Genomic DNA, 14,114 nt, shown 5'->3' with positions numbered 1-14,114 from the left:
GTCCGACCTCACGGTCGGCAATCGAAGGTTGACCCGGCGTGCAAGGCTTGCCGATGTGCGCCGATAGTGCCCTGTGGGTTGCCGGCGCGGTGCAGCTCGGCCAACCCGCCACGGGCGAAGGGGAAACCGCTTCAGCCGGCCGGACGGGGACCGATGAGTCACGCGGAAGGAGGGCCGGCCCGTGGAGCGCAATATGAACGCCGAACAGTTGTCGGTCGCCTTGTTGGCGATCGAGGACCGCATGATGTGGGACGCGGCCGCCACCTTCCGTGCCGCCACGGAGCTGGAGCACCGGGCCGCCGAGCTGGGCGACGAGAGCCTGGTCGTCCGCGCCCGGCTCTGCCGGACCAACATGCGCCTGCGGATGGGCGAGCTCGCCGTCGCCGACCGGGAGATCCACGAGATCTACGCCTGGGCCGTCGAGCACGGCGATCGCATGCTGCTGGCGCGTGCCCACCTCGTCTGGGCCAACATCGACCGGCTGCTCGGCGACGCCGCCAAGTCGCTGGAGCACTCGCTGAGCTCGGTGGAGCTGCTCGACGACACCGCCACCGCGCACATGCAGGTGTGGCACGTGACCAAGCTGGCCGACGCGCTCGGCTTCGCCGCCTCCATGGACGACGCCCGCGTCCGGTACGCCCAGGCCATGGAGATCGCCCAGGCGCTGAACGAGCCGTGGCTGCACATGCAGGTGTTCAACAACCACGCCTACCTCGAACACATCACCGGTAACCCGGAGCGGGCCCACGAGGTGTCGCAGCGACTGCTGAGCCACGCCGAAGAGCATGGGTTCGAGGTCGACGCCGCGATCCTCGACACCGTGGCCGCCATCCACATCGCCAACGGCCGGTACGCCGAGGCCGAGCAGACCATGGAGCTGTGCCTCGCCCGGCACGAGACCGGCGAGCGGGACGACGCCGACGCACTCGCCGAATACCTGCTGACCCTGGCACAGGCACAGCGCGGACTAGGCGACACCGAGCTGGCCCAGCAGAGCCTGGACTCCTCCGAGGCGGAAGCGGTCCAGCGCGGGCTGCACGAGGTCCTGGTGCGCATCCGTCGCGAGCGGGCCGAGCTGCACGCCGCCCGCGGTGAGTATGCCGAGGCGTTCGCCATGCACAAGCAGTTCTTCGAGGCGCACGAGCAACTCCACTCGCAGCAGCAGGAGGCGCAGGCGCGCACCCGGCAGGCGATGTTCGAGACGGCCGAGGCCCGCGAGGAGGCCAAGCGCTTCCGGGAGCAGGCGCGGCGGGACGCGCTGACCGGGCTGCGCAACCGGCGCTACGTCGACGAGGAACTGCCCGCGCTCATCGCCTCCGACCCCCGGCTCGCCGTGGCGATCGTGGACCTCGACCACTTCAAGCGGATCAACGACCAGCTCTCGCACGACGTCGGCGACCAGGTGCTCGTCCAGGTGGCGAAGATCCTCGACACCGAGCTGTCGGCGTTCTGCCCGGACGGTTTCGTGGCCCGGTTGGGCGGCGAGGAGTTCCTGCTGGCGCTGCCGCACACGCCGCCGGCCGTCGCGGTCGCCCAGCTCGAGACGGTGCGCCGGGCGGTCGGTTCGTACTCCTGGGCGGGCATTTCCCAGGGACTGCCGGTGACGGTCAGCATCGGGGTCGCCGGAGTGTGCGAGGCCGCGCACCGCACCCAGCCCGGAGTGCTCTCGACGGCCGACCGCAACCTGTACGTGGCGAAGCGCGCCGGCCGCGACCGCGTGGTGGGCGGCACCGCCGGCGAGGAACCGGCGCTTGCCTACAGCGCCCGCGCCGCCTGACCGGCGACGCCACGGGCGCGGTCGGGACCGTCAGAGTCGAGCCGCGGCCTTTCGCGCCAGCTCGCGCATCGCCGAGTCGCTGGGAGCCTTCTTCCGCCAGATGTCGGTCAGCACGTCGCCCTTGCGGACCAGCACTCTCTTGCTGATCGACCCGTCTCCGTTGTCGGAGGCCACCATCAGCGCGTCGTCGCCGGCGAAGCCCTCGGCCGTGATCTCCATCGGCGACGACCGGTCTTGCGGGCAGTCGGGAATCCGCCTCCGGATGTCCTGCAGATACTTCGCAGCGTGGCCCTTGAGGTACAGGACGGTGCGTTGCTCCACGTACATGCTGTCCTGCTCGTCGTCGTTCCTGAGCGAGCGCCAACGTTGGGAGACCATCTTCGGTCGGAAGCCGTCGACGGAGCAGCCTTGGCTGTTGGCGCCGGCTTCGAAGATCCAGTCGCCGTGGTAGTCGCTGGGGGGAAGCACGGTGAATCCGGAACCCACGTCCTGCGGCTGCAACATCATCGCGGAAGTGATCTCGGTGATCGGCGGTGGCGACGACTTGGTGGTGGCCGGGGGCGGGGCGGCGGGCTTCGACGAGGAGTCGGCCGGTGTGGTCGGCGAAGTCGACGGCGGCAGTGACGGGACGGACGGCCGCGACGCCGACGGTGACGACGTGGCTGCGGGAGTCGTCACCGGGCCCTGGCGGACCTGAGCGACGGCGACGCCACCGGCCACCATGGAGACTACGGCGATGCCCGCCACCGCGACGGTCTGGCCGACGGTGCGGCGGCGAGCGCGCGCGCGTACCTCAGTCATGGAATCCCACCTGGTGTTCTCGGTTTCGGTGAACAGGGAGCGGAAGGCCTGGTCAGGCATGGGCGTACTCCTCGGATGCGTCCTCGTCGAGGAGGCCGGCGAGCGCGCGGCGGCCGCGCGCCAATCGGGTCTTGATCGTGTTGACCGGAATTCCGGTCTGCGCCGCCACCTCGGCGACGGAGAGGTCCATGAGGTGATGCATGGCGATGGCTTGACGTTCGGCCACGGACAGCCGCTTGAGCGCGGTGATCAGCGCCACCGTGTTCTCGCCCGGCGGATCGGCGTCCCGCCCGGTCCCGTGCCGCAGATAGGCGGTGACCCGGTTCCTCGCCTTGCGCCAGTGGTTCATGCACAGCCGATGCGCGACGGTGCGGACCCAGGCCTCGGGATCGTCGTAACCGGACACGGTGGACCAGCGCTGCCAGGCGCGGTCGTACGCCTCCTGCGCGGCGTCCTGTGCCTGCGCCCGGTCGCCGGTCATGGCATACAGATACGTGATCAGCCGATGTCTCGTGCCGGCGTAGAACTCCTCGAAGCCGATGTGTTCGGCCACCCCGTGTCCCCCTTCTGCGGTGCTCACTGACTGACACCCGCCAGCGCACCCCGAGGTTTCAAGAAATTTCGATCGAGGATCACACCACGCCCGTCGTCGATAGTGCTAACCTGTCGACAGCCGTGCCCTGGATGCCGGCGGCCCATGCCGCCCCCAGAGGCCTGTCACGCGGCCGTTTCGCTTCTCCTTCTCGCGCTCTTCCGACGCGCGTTTCCGCTGCTCCCCTGGAGTGCCCCCAATGGACAATTCCCGTAACTCCGGCGTCGACGTACCCGTGGACGCCCTCCTCGACCTCGTCGGCGATCAAGCCTGGCTGCGAGCCGACGGCTATCTGCCCGGCCCCGACGACATCCGCATCTCCATGGACCAGATCCGCCGGCTCGACCTGCGCCGCGGCGACCGGATCACCGGCACCGCCCGGGCCGACGGCCGCAAGCCCACCACCGTACGGGTGGACACGGTCAACGACCGCAAGCCGGGTCGCCGGCCCGACTTCTACAAGCTCACCCCGCTCTACCCGCAGGAGCGCCTGCGGCTGGAGACCGAGGCGCACATCCTGACCACGCGCGTCATCGACCTGGTGATGCCGCTCGGCAAGGGCCAGCGTGCCCTGATCGTCTCGCCGCCCAAGGCGGGCAAGACCACCATCCTGCACCAGGTGGCCGACGCGATCGCCCACAACAATCCCGAGTGCCACCTGATGGTCGTGCTGGTCGACGAGCGGCCCGAAGAGGTCACCGACATGCAGCGCTCGGTCAAGGGCGAGGTCATCGCGGCCACGTTCGACCGGCCGCCGCAGGACCACACCGCACTCGCCGAGCTGGCGATCGAGCGGGCCAAGCGCCTGGTCGAGCTGGGTCACGACGTCGTCGTGCTGCTCGACTCGATCACCCGGCTCGGCCGGGCGTACAACCTGATCGCGCCCGGCCGGGGGCGTACGCTCTCCGGCGGCATCGACTCGACCGCGTTGCACCCGCCGAAGCAGTTCCTGGGCGCGGCCCGCAACATCGAGGGCGGCGGCTCGCTGACCATCATCGCGACCGCGCTCGTGGAGAACGGGTCCGCCATGGACACCGTCATCTTCGAGGAGTTCAAGAGCACCGGCAACGCCGAGCTCAAGCTCGACCGCGGCCTGGCCCAGGCCCGCCTCTTCCCGGCCGTCGATCTCGCCGCCTCCGGCACCCGCCACGACGACAACCTGCTGGCCCCCGGCGAGCTGGCGGTCGCCGCCCAGATCCGCCGGGCCCTGAACGGTCAGGGCCGCGAGGGCCTGCACCACTTGCTGGAGCAGCTCCGGGGCACCGGCTCCAACCCCGAGTTCCTGCGCCGGGTGGCCCGCTCGCTGGCCGTCGCCGGTTGAGCGCGGTCCCGGCGGTCAGTAGACCCAGACCTTGGTCTTGAGCGGGATCTGGTCGCTGCCCCAGAGGTGGTTCATCGCCGAGACGGAGAGCCGGGCGCAGCCGTGCGATGCCGGGTACGGCGGCACGCTCGGGGCCCCGTGCACCGCGATTCCGCCGTTGAAGTACTTCGGGCGCCACAGCATGCCGAGGGGCGCGTTCCGCCAGCCGTCGATCTGGCGATAGACCTTGAACTTTCCGCTGGGCGTGGCCGCTATGGCCGTACCGCCGCTCGCGGTCTCGTAGCGCTCGTACGAGCCGGTCGACGTGTTGAAGATCTGGGTCACCTCGCCGTCGTCGACGAGCATGAGGAGTTGGCGCTTCTTGTTGATCTCGATGACCCGGCCGCTGTCGCTCTTCGCCTGGGGGCGTACGCCCTCGTCCAAGGCCTTGCGGGTCTTGGGCCCGACCACACCGTCACGGGTGAGGCCGGCCGCCTTCTGCAGGGCGAACACCGCCTGCCGGGTGAGCGAGCCGAAGGTGCCGTCCGCCTTGCCGTTCCAGTAGCCGAGCTTCGTCAGGCTCTGCTGCAGCGCGATGACCTCCTGCCCCTTGGCTCCGGTCTTGAGCTTTTCGGGCGCGGACGACGGTGCGGTCGTCGGGCCGGGCATGGTCGGTGCCGCCGAACCTGTCGGCGCCGGATTCGACGGTGGCGGTTCCGGCAGCGGCGTCGAGGGCGCGGTGGCGGGCGCGGAGGGTGCCGGCGCGGCCTGCTCCGGACCGCTCGTGTCGCAGCCGGCGAGTACCGCCGCGGTCGCGAGCGCCACGGCGTAGGTAATGGTCCTTCGCACCACGGCTCCCTCCATACCCGATGATCACACGCGAAAACTGTTCATGGTGGCGACTCGGGCGCCAAGGCCGACATTTGTCTGACGGCAAGCATATTCGTCACTGTCCCGGGTGATGATCGACGCGGTGTCAGGACGAGAATGCGCAGCGTAGAGCGGCTATCCCGGCCTGGTCGGGTGACCGGTGGATACGAGCGTGAAAAAGAGTCCAGTAGCCTTCGCTTATGTCATGGAAGGCGAGTCTGCGGCACGGCGTACGCGAGGCGCCCGCCGGCCTCGCCCTCCTGCAGGACCTCGTCAACACCCGGGCGACCATGTCATACGCCCCCGACCTGCTGGCGACGGCCGACGACGCCCAGCGCTGGGTGACCGACGCCCTCGCCACCTGGTCACGCGTCGCCGCCCTCCCCGCGCCCGTCCTGCTGCTCTCGTCGACCGACCTGCGTTCGCTGCGCCGGCTGCGCACCACGTTCGAGGGCGTCATCCTGGCCGGCAGCGGCCGGGGGCCGGAGCAGGACGGCTCGCTGCCGCCGGCGGACGTGCCGGTCACCCTGGTGCCCGACGCCGAGGGCTGGGTACGGATCGTGCCCTCCGGCCGCGGCACCCGGTGGCTGGCGTCCGCGCTCTGGGCCGAGGCGCTGATGGCCCAGCAGGCGGGGCTCTGGCCCCGGCTGAAGCTCTGCAACAACACCGAATGCCGGGCGGCGTTCTTCGACACGTCGCGAAACAACAGCGGAGTCTGGCACGACGTGAGCACCTGCGGCAATACCGCCAATCTGCGCGCTTTTCGCGAACGCAAGCGTCTGCTGGGCGGCTCCGGGGACCACTCCGACCCCTCGATTCCCCGCCCTGAGCTGCGTTGACGGCCAAAAGTCCGGTCATCCGCCGGGAACCAGGGGCCCGCGCGGAGCGACTATGGATGCATGGCGTGTGAGCGTTGGCGCGAAATGCTGTCCGCGCAACTGGACGGCGAGGACGATCCGGCCGATCGGGAACGGGTCGACGAGCATCTGGCCGGCTGTGCCGGCTGCCGCGAGTGGCTGGAGCGTGCCGCCGCGGTCAACCGGCTGACCCGTACGGCCCTGGTCGCGGACGTTCCGGATCTCAGCGACGCCATCCTCGCGGCCTTCGCCGCCGAGAAATCGGCGCAGGACGCCGGGGAGGCGACCGTAAGGGCGCGGGCCGGGCGTGGCCGGTGGAACTCCCTCGTGCGGGAATGGTTCGCCGTGACCCGGGCCGAGGCGCCTTCCGGTTCCCGCGCCGGCCACGCGCTCCCGTGGCGGGCGCGGATCGGCACGGTGCTCTACGTGGCCCTCGCGGCGGTCGGTGCGGTGCAGCTCATCCTCGGGCTGGCGCAGGTCGGCGGTGGGGCCGGAAGCCTGCACGTGCACTCCGGCATGGAAGCGACCCCCGGCCACCTGTGGCACGAGTCGGCGGCCTGGAACGTGGCGGTCGGCGCCGGTTTCCTCTTCATCGCGCTGCGGCGCAACCGGCCGACCGGCCTGGTGCCGATGCTGACCGCCTTCGTCGGGATGCTCCTGCTGCTGTCGGTCAACGACCTGTCGGCGGCCCGGGTCGACGCGACGCGGCTGGTCAGCCACGGCTTCGTGATCGCCGGTTACCTGATCGTGGTGGCGCTGTCCCGGGTGACCGCCGGCCCGGCCCGGCCGCCCGGCGACCGGGCGGGCATCGGCACCGGATGGCATCTCGCGCAGGACGACGCCGACGAGTCCGGCGCGGCGCCCCGGCAACCGAAGCTGCGGCTCGTGCCGCCGGGTCCGCTCACCGCCGCGCACGAGCCGGGCACGAACCGCCGGGCCGCCTGAGGAACGCCTCAGCGCTCGCGGGGGCGGACCGACAGCTCGCGCCAGTCGTCCATGCCGGTCAGCAGGGCGCGGACCATGTCGAGCGCCGCCTCCTCGCTGTCGTATTCGAAGAAGTGGGAGACGCCGTCGGCGCCGCCCGCGCGCTGCTCCACGTACCACTGGTTGCCGCTCGTCCGCAGGTACACGTCCTTGCGGGCGACACGTCCCCACCTGCCGTTCCACCAGTGCTTACGCTGTTCCATCCCCGCACTGTATCGAACATGTGTTCGAACAACGCGGGTCGGGTGATCTTTTTCAGCGCGGGGGTTCCCGGTGCCGGCCGAGGATGTCGTCCACCGCTCCGGGCGCGACCTGCTGGCGCACCAGGGCGTCGCGGATCTCGGTCAGCAGCTTGACCTCCTCGCTGGGCGCGGCGGGCGGCGGCTCCTCGCCCCGCTTGCGCCGCTCCGCCAGCTTGTTCAGCGGAAAGACGACGAGGAAGTAGACCACCGCGGCCGTCAGCAGGAACGTGATCACCGCGTTGAGGAACCCGGCGTAGTCGAAGATCACGCCCTCCCTCGGCTGCCACGTGCCGGGGTTCACGCCCGAGCCGCCGGCGATGAGCTGGATGAGGGGCTTGAGGAAGGAGGTGGTGAGGGCGGTCACGACCGAGGTGAAGGCGGCGCCGATGACAACGCCGACGGCGAGGTCGACGACGTTGCCGCGCATGATGAAGTCTTTGAAGCCTTTGAGCATCGAGTTCACGCGCACTCCTGCGAAGAGCCGAGGGGGTTCGAAGGCAGCAGTTTCCCGCGGCCGGTTCGCGACAAACTACGCCGGTCGGCCCTCACTCAGTCGAGCGCCGGCTCCTCGGCCGCCACGGCCTCGTCCACCGTCGGGTACGTGTGCAGCACCTCGACCAGCCCCGACACCTCGAGGATCCGCAGCACTCCCCGCTGCGGCGCGGCCAGCCGGACCACACCACCCGCGTCGTCGGTGCTGTTCTTGGCGCGGACGAAGACGGACAGGCCGGTGGAATCGCAGAACGAGACCTCGGCCAGGTCGAACACCAGCCGGATGCGGCCCTTCTCGAGCAGGTCGCTGATCTGGTCCTGGAGCTGAGGGGCGGTGGCCATGTCGAGCTCGCCGGCCACCGACACGACGACCACGTCGCCGCGCTGCTCTGTTTGTACCGTCAGGGACATTCAGGACCTCCCAGTTATGGCCAGAACGTTACTCCACGCTGCGGGGGATCCGCAGAATGGGCGACCGGCTGACCCCGGCATATTAGTTGGCCGATGACAAGTAAGAATCGGCCTCGATGGTAAAGTCCGCCCGAGCTGCCCGCACCCGGCGGCGAGCCGTCCGGCGGAGGTCACAGGAGGAAACGTGGCGTTGAGTTCGGGCGGGGTGGGCCGCTTCGCGGATCTGCTCCAGGGGCACGAAGACGCGATCGTGGCGTCCTGGACGGACGAGGTCGCCACCCAGATGCGCGGCCGTCTGAGCCGTGCCGAGCTCCAGCGGCAGACGCAGGAGTTGCAGAAAGGCTTCCAGGCGGCGCTCGCCGGCGGCGCGCAGGAGCTCGAGGACGACGCCGCGGCCGAGCTGCGGGCGCAGCTCAGCGAGCTCTCCGGCAGCCGGGCGCGGCAGGGTTTCACCGCCACAGAGACGGCGGTCAGCGTCTTCGCGCTCAAGGATGCCGCCCTCAGGGTCATCGGGGCGGGCGAGGGCACGGACGCGGCCACCCTGCGCGACTTCGTCGCCTTCTCCGCGTTCGTCGACCGCGCGGGCCTCTTCACCTTCGACACGTACACCCGTGCGCGTGAAGAACTCATCGCCGATCAGGCCGAACAGCTCCTCGAGCTCTCCACCCCGGTCGTGAAGCTGTGGGAGGGCGTCGTCGCGGTGCCGCTGGTCGGCACGCTCGACTCGGCCCGGGCCCAGGTGGTCATGGAGCGTCTGCTGCAGACCCTGGTGGACACCGGCTCGCCCTACGCGATCATCGACATCACCGGCGTGCCGGCGGTGGACACCCAGGTCGCCCAGCACATCCTCAAGACCGTCGTCGCGGCCCGGCTGATGGGCGCCGACTGCATCATCTCGGGCATCCGCCCGCAGATCGCCCAGACCATCGTGGCCCTCGGCATCGAGTTCGGCGACATCGCCACCAAGGCTTCCCTGGCCGACGCTCTGCGGCACGTGCTGCGCAAGAGCGGCGACAAGGTCGCCCAGAAGTCCGTACGCCGGGAGGAATGAGCCGATGGAACGCGTGCCGGTCCTGAAGATCGGCGATATCCTCCTGGTCTCCATCCAGACCGACATGGAGGACCAGGTCGCGCTGCAGTTGCAGGAGGACCTGGCCGCGCGGATCGTGGCGACCGGCTGCCACGGCGTGATCATCGACATCAGCGCACTGGACATCGTCGACTCGTTCGTCGGCCGCACGCTGGCCACCATCGCCTCGATCTCCCGGGTCCTGGACGCCGAGACGGTCGTCGTGGGCATGCGGCCTGCGGTCGCCATCACCCTGGTCGAGCTCGGGCTCTCCCTGCCGGGCATCCGGACGGCGCTCAACGTCGAGCTGGGCATGGCCATGCTCGCCAGGGAGCGCGCCGCGGACGACGACGAGCAGAACGACGACGCGGAGGAACCGGCGGTCACCCAGCCATGACCGCTGGGGGCGCCGAGCGGATCGCGGTCAGCTCCGACCAGGATGTGGTCCGGGTCCGTCAGCTCGTGCGTACGGTGGCCGTGGCGGTGAAGTTGTCCCTGGTGGACCAGACCAAGCTGGTGACCGCCGCGAGTGAGCTGGCTCGCAACACCCTCGTCTACGGTGGCGGCGGTACGGTCGAGGTGACCCGGGTGGAGAACGGGCGCCGGGCCGGTATCCGCATCGTTTTCGCCGATCAGGGTCCGGGAATTCCCGACCTCGACCAGGCTCTGACGGACGGCTTCACCACCGGCGGCGGTCTGGGCCTCGGGCTCAGCGGCGCCCGCCGGCTGGTCGACGAGTTCGACATCGACACGACGGTGGGCCGGGGCACGACCGTCAGCGTGACCAAATGGTGTCGATGAGCGGAGGCGCGGTGGCGTCGCTACCGGAAGGACTGCTCGACCAGGGAGTCTGGTTCCGGGTGGAAGCTGCCGGCACCGCCGCCGCCGTCCGGCGCACCGCGGAACGTCTTGCCGCCGAGCTGGGGATTCCGGAACGACGGATCGCCGACCTCTCGATCGTCGTCGCCGAGGCCGCCGGCAACCTCGTCAAGCACGCCGACGAGGGTGTGCTGCTCGTTCGCCCGACCCGCGCGAACGGCAACGCGGGCGTCGAGATCGTGGTGATCGACCGAGGTCCGGGCATGGCGGACGTGTCGCACGCTCTCGACGACGGGCACTCCACCGTCGGCACCCTGGGCATCGGCCTCGGCGCGATCGTGCGCCAGGCGAGCTGGTGCGACATGCACTCCGTGCCCGGCAAGGGCACGGTGCTCGTCGCCCAGGTGTGGCCGGAGAAGGCGCCGGAGCCGGCCTGGGCGGCCGGGCTCACCCGCCCGCTGACCGGCGAACCGGTCAGCGGCGACGCCTGCGCCGCCCGGGAGGTGGACGGCCGTCGCCAGGTCATGGTCTGCGACGGGCTCGGGCACGGGCGGCTGGCACACGCGGCCGCGCAGGAGGCCGTCCGCGTCTTTCACGGCGCGCCGGCGGCGGCACCGGCCGCGCTGCTGGACACTTTGCACCGTACGCTCGGGCACACCCGGGGTGCGGCCGTGGCCATCGCCGAGATCGACCCGCTGCGGCAGGTGGTCCGCTATGCGGGCCTGGGCAACATCGCCGGGACGGTCCTGACGCCGGACGCCCCGCGTCGCGGCATGGTGTCGCTGCCCGGCATCGCCGGGCACCAGAGACGACAGATCCGGGAGTACGACTACCCGCTGGCACCCGAGGCGGTGGTGCTCATGCACACCGACGGCGTGGTCGACCGCTGGAATCCGGCCGACTATCCCGGCCTGCTGATCCGTTCCCCGCAGGTCATCGCGGCGACCGTGCTCCGCGACGCCGGCACCCGCCGGGACGACGCGGGCGTGCTCGTGGCGCGGTCGTCATGAACCGCGAGCCGCTGATGCGGATGCGCATCCGGGTGGAGCAGGACGTCTTCGCCGTCCGCCAGCTCGGCCGCGAGGTGGCGCGCGAGGTCGGTTTCGAGGCTCAGGACCAGACCCGCCTCGCCACGGCGCTGAGCGAGGTGGGGCGCCTGCTGGTCGCGGCCGGGCGCGACGCGGACGTGGCGTTCACGACGACGGCCGACGGGGTACCTACGCTGCACGTGGAACTGGCGCACCCGGTTCCGGGCGACGGCGCCCGGCTGCGCCCGCAGCTGGCTCAGGTAACCCGCCTGGTCGACACTATGGAGGTAGGGGATGGAGAGACCGGTACGGTCGTGCGGATGTCTCGACGTCTGCCGCCGAGCTCGCCGGCCCTGAACCCCGACCGTATGGACGAGATCCGCGAGCGCCTCGCCGAACACGTGCCGGGCACGCCCTTCGACGAGCTGACGGTCCAGAACCAGCAGCTCATCGCGGCCCTGGACGAGGTACGCGCGCAACGAGACGACCTGGCCCGGCTCAACGTCGAGCTGGAGGAGACCAACAAGGGCGTGATGGCCCTCTACCACCAGCTCTCCGACGAGCTGGAGGAGACCAACCGGGGTGTGGTCGCGCTCTATGCCGAACTGGACGAGAAGTCCGTGCAGCTCCGCACGGCGAGCGAGGCGAAGAGCCGATTCCTGGCCAACGTCAGCCACGAGCTGCGCGCCCCGGTGACCGCGATCATCGGCCTGGGCCGCCTGCTCGCCGACGAGGCGTCCGACAAGCTCACCACGGAGCAGTCCCGGCAGGTCGAGCTGATCCGCGGGTCGGCCACGGATTTGCTGTCGCTGGTCAACGACCTGCTGGACCTCGCCAAGGCCGAGGCCGGCCGGATCGAGCCGCACTGGTCCGATGTGGATCTCAAGGCGGTCTTCGGGCAGTTGCGCGGCACGCTGCGCCCGCTCGCCACCCAGCCGGACGTCGACTTCGTCGTCGAGGAGCCGGCGGTGCCGCGGATGCGCTCCGACGAGGTGCTGCTCGCCCAGGTGCTGCGCAACCTGCTGACCAACGCGATCAAGTTCACCGAGGCCGGCTCGGTGCGCCTCGGCGTGGCCCGCGTCGGCGACAATGTCGAGTTCACGGTCGCGGACACCGGCGCCGGCATCCCGCCCGAGCTGCACGAACGCATCTTCGAGGAGTTCTACCAGGTGCCCGGCAGCCATGCCCTGAACGGCAAGGGGACCGGGCTGGGGCTGCCGTACGCCCGGCGCCTCGTCGGCATCCTCGGCGGGGCGATGCGGGTCTCCTCCGTCCCGGGTGCGGGCAGCACGTTCGTCGTCTCGCTGCCGGTGTCGCCATGACCCCGGCCACCGTCCTCGTCGTGGACGACAGCGCCACCAAGAGGTATCTCCTGGTGAGTTGGCTGACCCGCGCAGGGTTCACGGTGGTCGAGGCGGAGACTGGCTGTGCGGCCCTGTCCCTGCTCCGGGAGGCCGAGGTCGACCTGGTCGTGCTCGACGTGAAGCTGCCGGACCTCAGCGGCTTCGAGGTCTGCGAGCGGATCAAGACCGATTCCGCGTACGGGGTCCTGCCGGTCATCCACGTGTCGGCCCATGCGGTGGACGTGGTCGACCGGACCCAGGGACTGAACCGGGGCGCGGACGCGTACCTGGTCGAGCCGATCGAGCCGGACGAGCTGATCGCGACCGCCCAGGCGGTGCTGCGCTACTACCGGGCCCGCCAGCGCGCGGAGTCCCTGGCGGCGCGCATGATCAAGCTGGCCGAGACCACCCTGGCGATCAACTCGGCGTCGACGCTGACCGGGCTGTTGCAGGAGGCGGCGGACGGGGCCTACCAGATCTTCGGCGGTCCGGCCGTGGTGGTCGCGGAGACCGCCGACGGCGACGGCCTGGCGGCGGTCGCGAGTGCGGAGTCCGCCATGGTGCGGCCCTGGACGGTCGAGCACCACGAGACGGCGGCGGGTTCGACCGTGCGCACGGAACAGCCCGAGGCGTGGCGCCTGGCCGACTGGCCGGAGCGCGAGTCGGTCGCGGTGGCCTCGGCCAAGCTGCGCGGCGCGCGTAACCCGGTCTACGTGGCGGTGCCGGCCAGCTCGCAGACGCCGGGCTTCCCGGTGCTGCGCCAGCTCTCGCAGGCCGTCGCGGCCGCGGTGGAGGCCCAGCGCTCCTACGACGAGGAGCACCGCATCGCGGTCACCCTCCAGCGCAGCCTGCTGCAGAGCCGTCTGCCCGACGTCCAAGGCCTGGAACTCGCGGTCCGCTACGAGCCGGCGGGCGCACAGACCGAGGTGGGCGGCGACTTCTACGAGCTCACCATGCTGGACGGTCGCCTCCTGGTGGCCATCGGCGACGTGGCCGGCCACTCGCTGCACGCGGCGACGGTGATGGCGGAGCTGCGGCACGCGGTCCGCGCGTACGCCGTGGAGGGGCACCCGCCGGGAGCGGTCCTCGAACTGGTCAATCGCTTCATGCGCACGGTCCTGCCGATGGAGTCGGCGACGGTGTGCCTGCTCACGCTGGAGCCCGACACCGGCCGGGTCAGGCTCGCCAGCGCGGGCCACCTGCCGCCGCTGCTGCACGTCGAGGGCGCCGGGGCCAGTTTCCTCATACCGCACGGCCCGCTGCTGGGCATCAACGCGCCGCGGCCGGACGACCTGGAGTTCGTCCTCCCGCGAGGCGGCACCCTCGTGCTCTACACGGACGGGCTGATCGAGCGCCGGGACAGCGACATCGATGTCGGCTTCGCGGCGCTGGCGGAGTGCGCCGGGCACGTGGACCGGAGTCTGGACGCGTTCTGCCAACGGCTTCTGGTGCAGCTCGCGGGTGCGGGCGAGCAGGCGGACGACATCGCGGTGGTGGCGCTCCGGCGTACGTGACGCTTAGTAGCGTCA

General features: G+C 70.7%; 15 protein-coding genes and 1 pseudogene. 10 read left to right on the top strand and 6 right to left on the bottom strand.

Translation table 11 applies throughout. From position 1 onward, the window contains the following. The first annotated feature begins 181 nt into the window (after positions 1-181). The gene (locus EDD30_RS18120) at positions 182-1,777 is read left to right on the top strand and encodes a tetratricopeptide repeat-containing diguanylate cyclase (RefSeq protein ID WP_244945299.1); all 1,596 of its coding nucleotides are present in this window, start codon (positions 182-184) and stop codon (positions 1,775-1,777) included. 30 nt (positions 1,778-1,807) lie between these two features. On the opposite strand, the gene EDD30_RS38325 is transcribed toward EDD30_RS18120, so the two are convergent. Both EDD30_RS38325 and EDD30_RS18105 read right to left on the bottom strand, forming a co-directional pair. Then, a complete protein-coding gene (locus tag EDD30_RS38325; RefSeq protein WP_143162959.1) occupies positions 1,808-2,578 on the bottom strand; it encodes a hypothetical protein in 771 nt (256 codons plus the stop codon). Positions 2,579-2,630: 52 nt separating this feature from the next. Continuing rightward, positions 2,631-3,131, bottom strand: a complete 501-nt coding sequence (locus EDD30_RS18105) for a sigma-70 family RNA polymerase sigma factor (RefSeq protein WP_071808518.1) — start codon at positions 3,129-3,131, stop codon at positions 2,631-2,633. Positions 3,132-3,261: 130 nt separating this feature from the next. Between EDD30_RS18105 and rho the strand changes: the two are divergent. Then, positions 3,262-4,491, top strand: a pseudogene (gene rho / locus EDD30_RS18100) (transcription termination factor Rho); the annotation flags it as partial. Positions 4,492-4,506: 15 nt separating this feature from the next. On the opposite strand, the gene EDD30_RS18095 reads toward rho, so the two are convergent. After that, complete coding sequence (locus EDD30_RS18095) at positions 4,507-5,319, bottom strand: L,D-transpeptidase family protein (RefSeq protein WP_071808521.1); 813 nt, start codon at positions 5,317-5,319, stop codon at positions 4,507-4,509. Between the two features lie 221 nt (positions 5,320-5,540). Between EDD30_RS18095 and EDD30_RS18090 the strand changes: the two genes are divergently transcribed. Then, positions 5,541-6,179 carry a CGNR zinc finger domain-containing protein gene (locus EDD30_RS18090; RefSeq protein ID WP_071808520.1) on the top strand — a complete coding sequence of 213 codons (639 nt, stop codon included), beginning with the start codon at positions 5,541-5,543 and terminating at the stop codon, positions 6,177-6,179. 60 nt (positions 6,180-6,239) lie between these two features. Then, the gene (locus EDD30_RS18085) at positions 6,240-7,142 is read left to right on the top strand and encodes a zf-HC2 domain-containing protein (protein ID WP_123678345.1); all 903 of its coding nucleotides are present in this window, start codon (positions 6,240-6,242) and stop codon (positions 7,140-7,142) included. 8 nt (positions 7,143-7,150) lie between these two features. On the opposite strand, the gene EDD30_RS18080 is transcribed toward EDD30_RS18085, so the two are convergent. The 3 genes from EDD30_RS18080 to EDD30_RS18070 form a co-directional block, all read right to left on the bottom strand. Then, the gene (locus EDD30_RS18080; RefSeq protein WP_071803628.1) at positions 7,151-7,384 is read right to left on the bottom strand and encodes a hypothetical protein; all 234 of its coding nucleotides are present in this window, start codon (positions 7,382-7,384) and stop codon (positions 7,151-7,153) included. A 52-nt stretch (positions 7,385-7,436) separates the two neighbouring features. Then, positions 7,437-7,877, bottom strand: coding sequence for a large conductance mechanosensitive channel protein MscL (gene mscL / locus EDD30_RS18075; RefSeq protein WP_071803634.1), 441 nt, complete (start codon positions 7,875-7,877; stop codon positions 7,437-7,439). Positions 7,878-7,972: 95 nt separating this feature from the next. Then, positions 7,973-8,326 carry an anti-sigma factor antagonist gene (locus EDD30_RS18070; protein ID WP_071803627.1) on the bottom strand — a complete coding sequence of 118 codons (354 nt, stop codon included), beginning with the start codon at positions 8,324-8,326 and terminating at the stop codon, positions 7,973-7,975. 184 nt (positions 8,327-8,510) lie between these two features. Between EDD30_RS18070 and EDD30_RS18065 the strand changes: the two genes are divergently transcribed. From EDD30_RS18065 to EDD30_RS18040, 6 genes are read left to right on the top strand one after another with little or no spacing between them, the layout of a single operon-like run. Continuing rightward, positions 8,511-9,377 (top strand): STAS domain-containing protein, encoded by an 867-nt coding sequence (locus EDD30_RS18065; protein ID WP_071803626.1) that lies wholly within the window; start codon positions 8,511-8,513, stop codon positions 9,375-9,377. A gap of 4 nt (positions 9,378-9,381) precedes the next feature. Then, on the top strand, positions 9,382-9,792 hold the full coding sequence (locus EDD30_RS18060) for an STAS domain-containing protein (protein WP_071803625.1): 411 nt from the start codon (positions 9,382-9,384) through the stop codon (positions 9,790-9,792). Then, the gene (locus EDD30_RS18055; RefSeq protein ID WP_071803624.1) at positions 9,789-10,196 is read left to right on the top strand and encodes an ATP-binding protein; all 408 of its coding nucleotides are present in this window, start codon (positions 9,789-9,791) and stop codon (positions 10,194-10,196) included. The genes EDD30_RS18060 and EDD30_RS18055 overlap by 4 nt, the downstream gene beginning before the upstream one ends. Then, on the top strand, positions 10,193-11,224 hold the full coding sequence (locus EDD30_RS18050) for an ATP-binding SpoIIE family protein phosphatase (protein ID WP_071803633.1): 1,032 nt from the start codon (positions 10,193-10,195) through the stop codon (positions 11,222-11,224). Before EDD30_RS18055 ends, EDD30_RS18050 begins: the two co-directional genes overlap by 4 nt. Beyond that, positions 11,221-12,564 (top strand): sensor histidine kinase, encoded by a 1,344-nt coding sequence (locus tag EDD30_RS18045; RefSeq protein WP_071803623.1) that lies wholly within the window; start codon positions 11,221-11,223, stop codon positions 12,562-12,564. The genes EDD30_RS18050 and EDD30_RS18045 overlap by 4 nt, the downstream gene beginning before the upstream one ends. Continuing rightward, positions 12,561-14,099 carry a SpoIIE family protein phosphatase gene (locus EDD30_RS18040; protein WP_071803622.1) on the top strand — a complete coding sequence of 513 codons (1,539 nt, stop codon included), beginning with the start codon at positions 12,561-12,563 and terminating at the stop codon, positions 14,097-14,099. The genes EDD30_RS18045 and EDD30_RS18040 overlap by 4 nt, the downstream gene beginning before the upstream one ends. The last annotated feature ends 15 nt before the right edge of the window (positions 14,100-14,114 follow it).

Origin of the sequence: Couchioplanes caeruleus (assembly GCF_003751945.1) — a bacterium.
Classification (GTDB): domain Bacteria; phylum Actinomycetota; class Actinomycetes; order Mycobacteriales; family Micromonosporaceae; genus Actinoplanes; species Actinoplanes caeruleus.
This window is presented reverse-complemented; position numbering and strand designations above follow the sequence as displayed.

Bases quoted from the DNA above. Each gene is read 5' to 3' on its own strand.
- EDD30_RS18050 (WP_071803633.1), top strand. From the start codon at position 10,193: ATGAGCGGAGGCGCGGTGGCGTCGCTACCGGAAGGACTGCTCGACCAG.
- EDD30_RS18090 (WP_071808520.1), top strand. From the start codon at position 5,541: ATGTCATGGAAGGCGAGTCTGCGGCACGGCGTACGCGAGGCGCCCGCC.
- mscL (WP_071803634.1), bottom strand. From the start codon at position 7,877: ATGCTCAAAGGCTTCAAAGACTTCATCATGCGCGGCAACGTCGTCGAC.
- EDD30_RS38325 (WP_143162959.1), bottom strand. From the start codon at position 2,578: ATGACTGAGGTACGCGCGCGCGCTCGCCGCCGCACCGTCGGCCAGACC.
- EDD30_RS18055 (WP_071803624.1), top strand. From the start codon at position 9,789: ATGACCGCTGGGGGCGCCGAGCGGATCGCGGTCAGCTCCGACCAGGAT.
- EDD30_RS18060 (WP_071803625.1), top strand. From the start codon at position 9,382: ATGGAACGCGTGCCGGTCCTGAAGATCGGCGATATCCTCCTGGTCTCC.
- EDD30_RS18085 (WP_123678345.1), top strand. From the start codon at position 6,240: ATGGCGTGTGAGCGTTGGCGCGAAATGCTGTCCGCGCAACTGGACGGC.
- EDD30_RS18040 (WP_071803622.1), top strand. From the start codon at position 12,561: ATGACCCCGGCCACCGTCCTCGTCGTGGACGACAGCGCCACCAAGAGG.
- EDD30_RS18080 (WP_071803628.1), bottom strand. From the start codon at position 7,384: ATGGAACAGCGTAAGCACTGGTGGAACGGCAGGTGGGGACGTGTCGCC.
- EDD30_RS18070 (WP_071803627.1), bottom strand. From the start codon at position 8,326: ATGTCCCTGACGGTACAAACAGAGCAGCGCGGCGACGTGGTCGTCGTG.
- EDD30_RS18045 (WP_071803623.1), top strand. From the start codon at position 11,221: ATGAACCGCGAGCCGCTGATGCGGATGCGCATCCGGGTGGAGCAGGAC.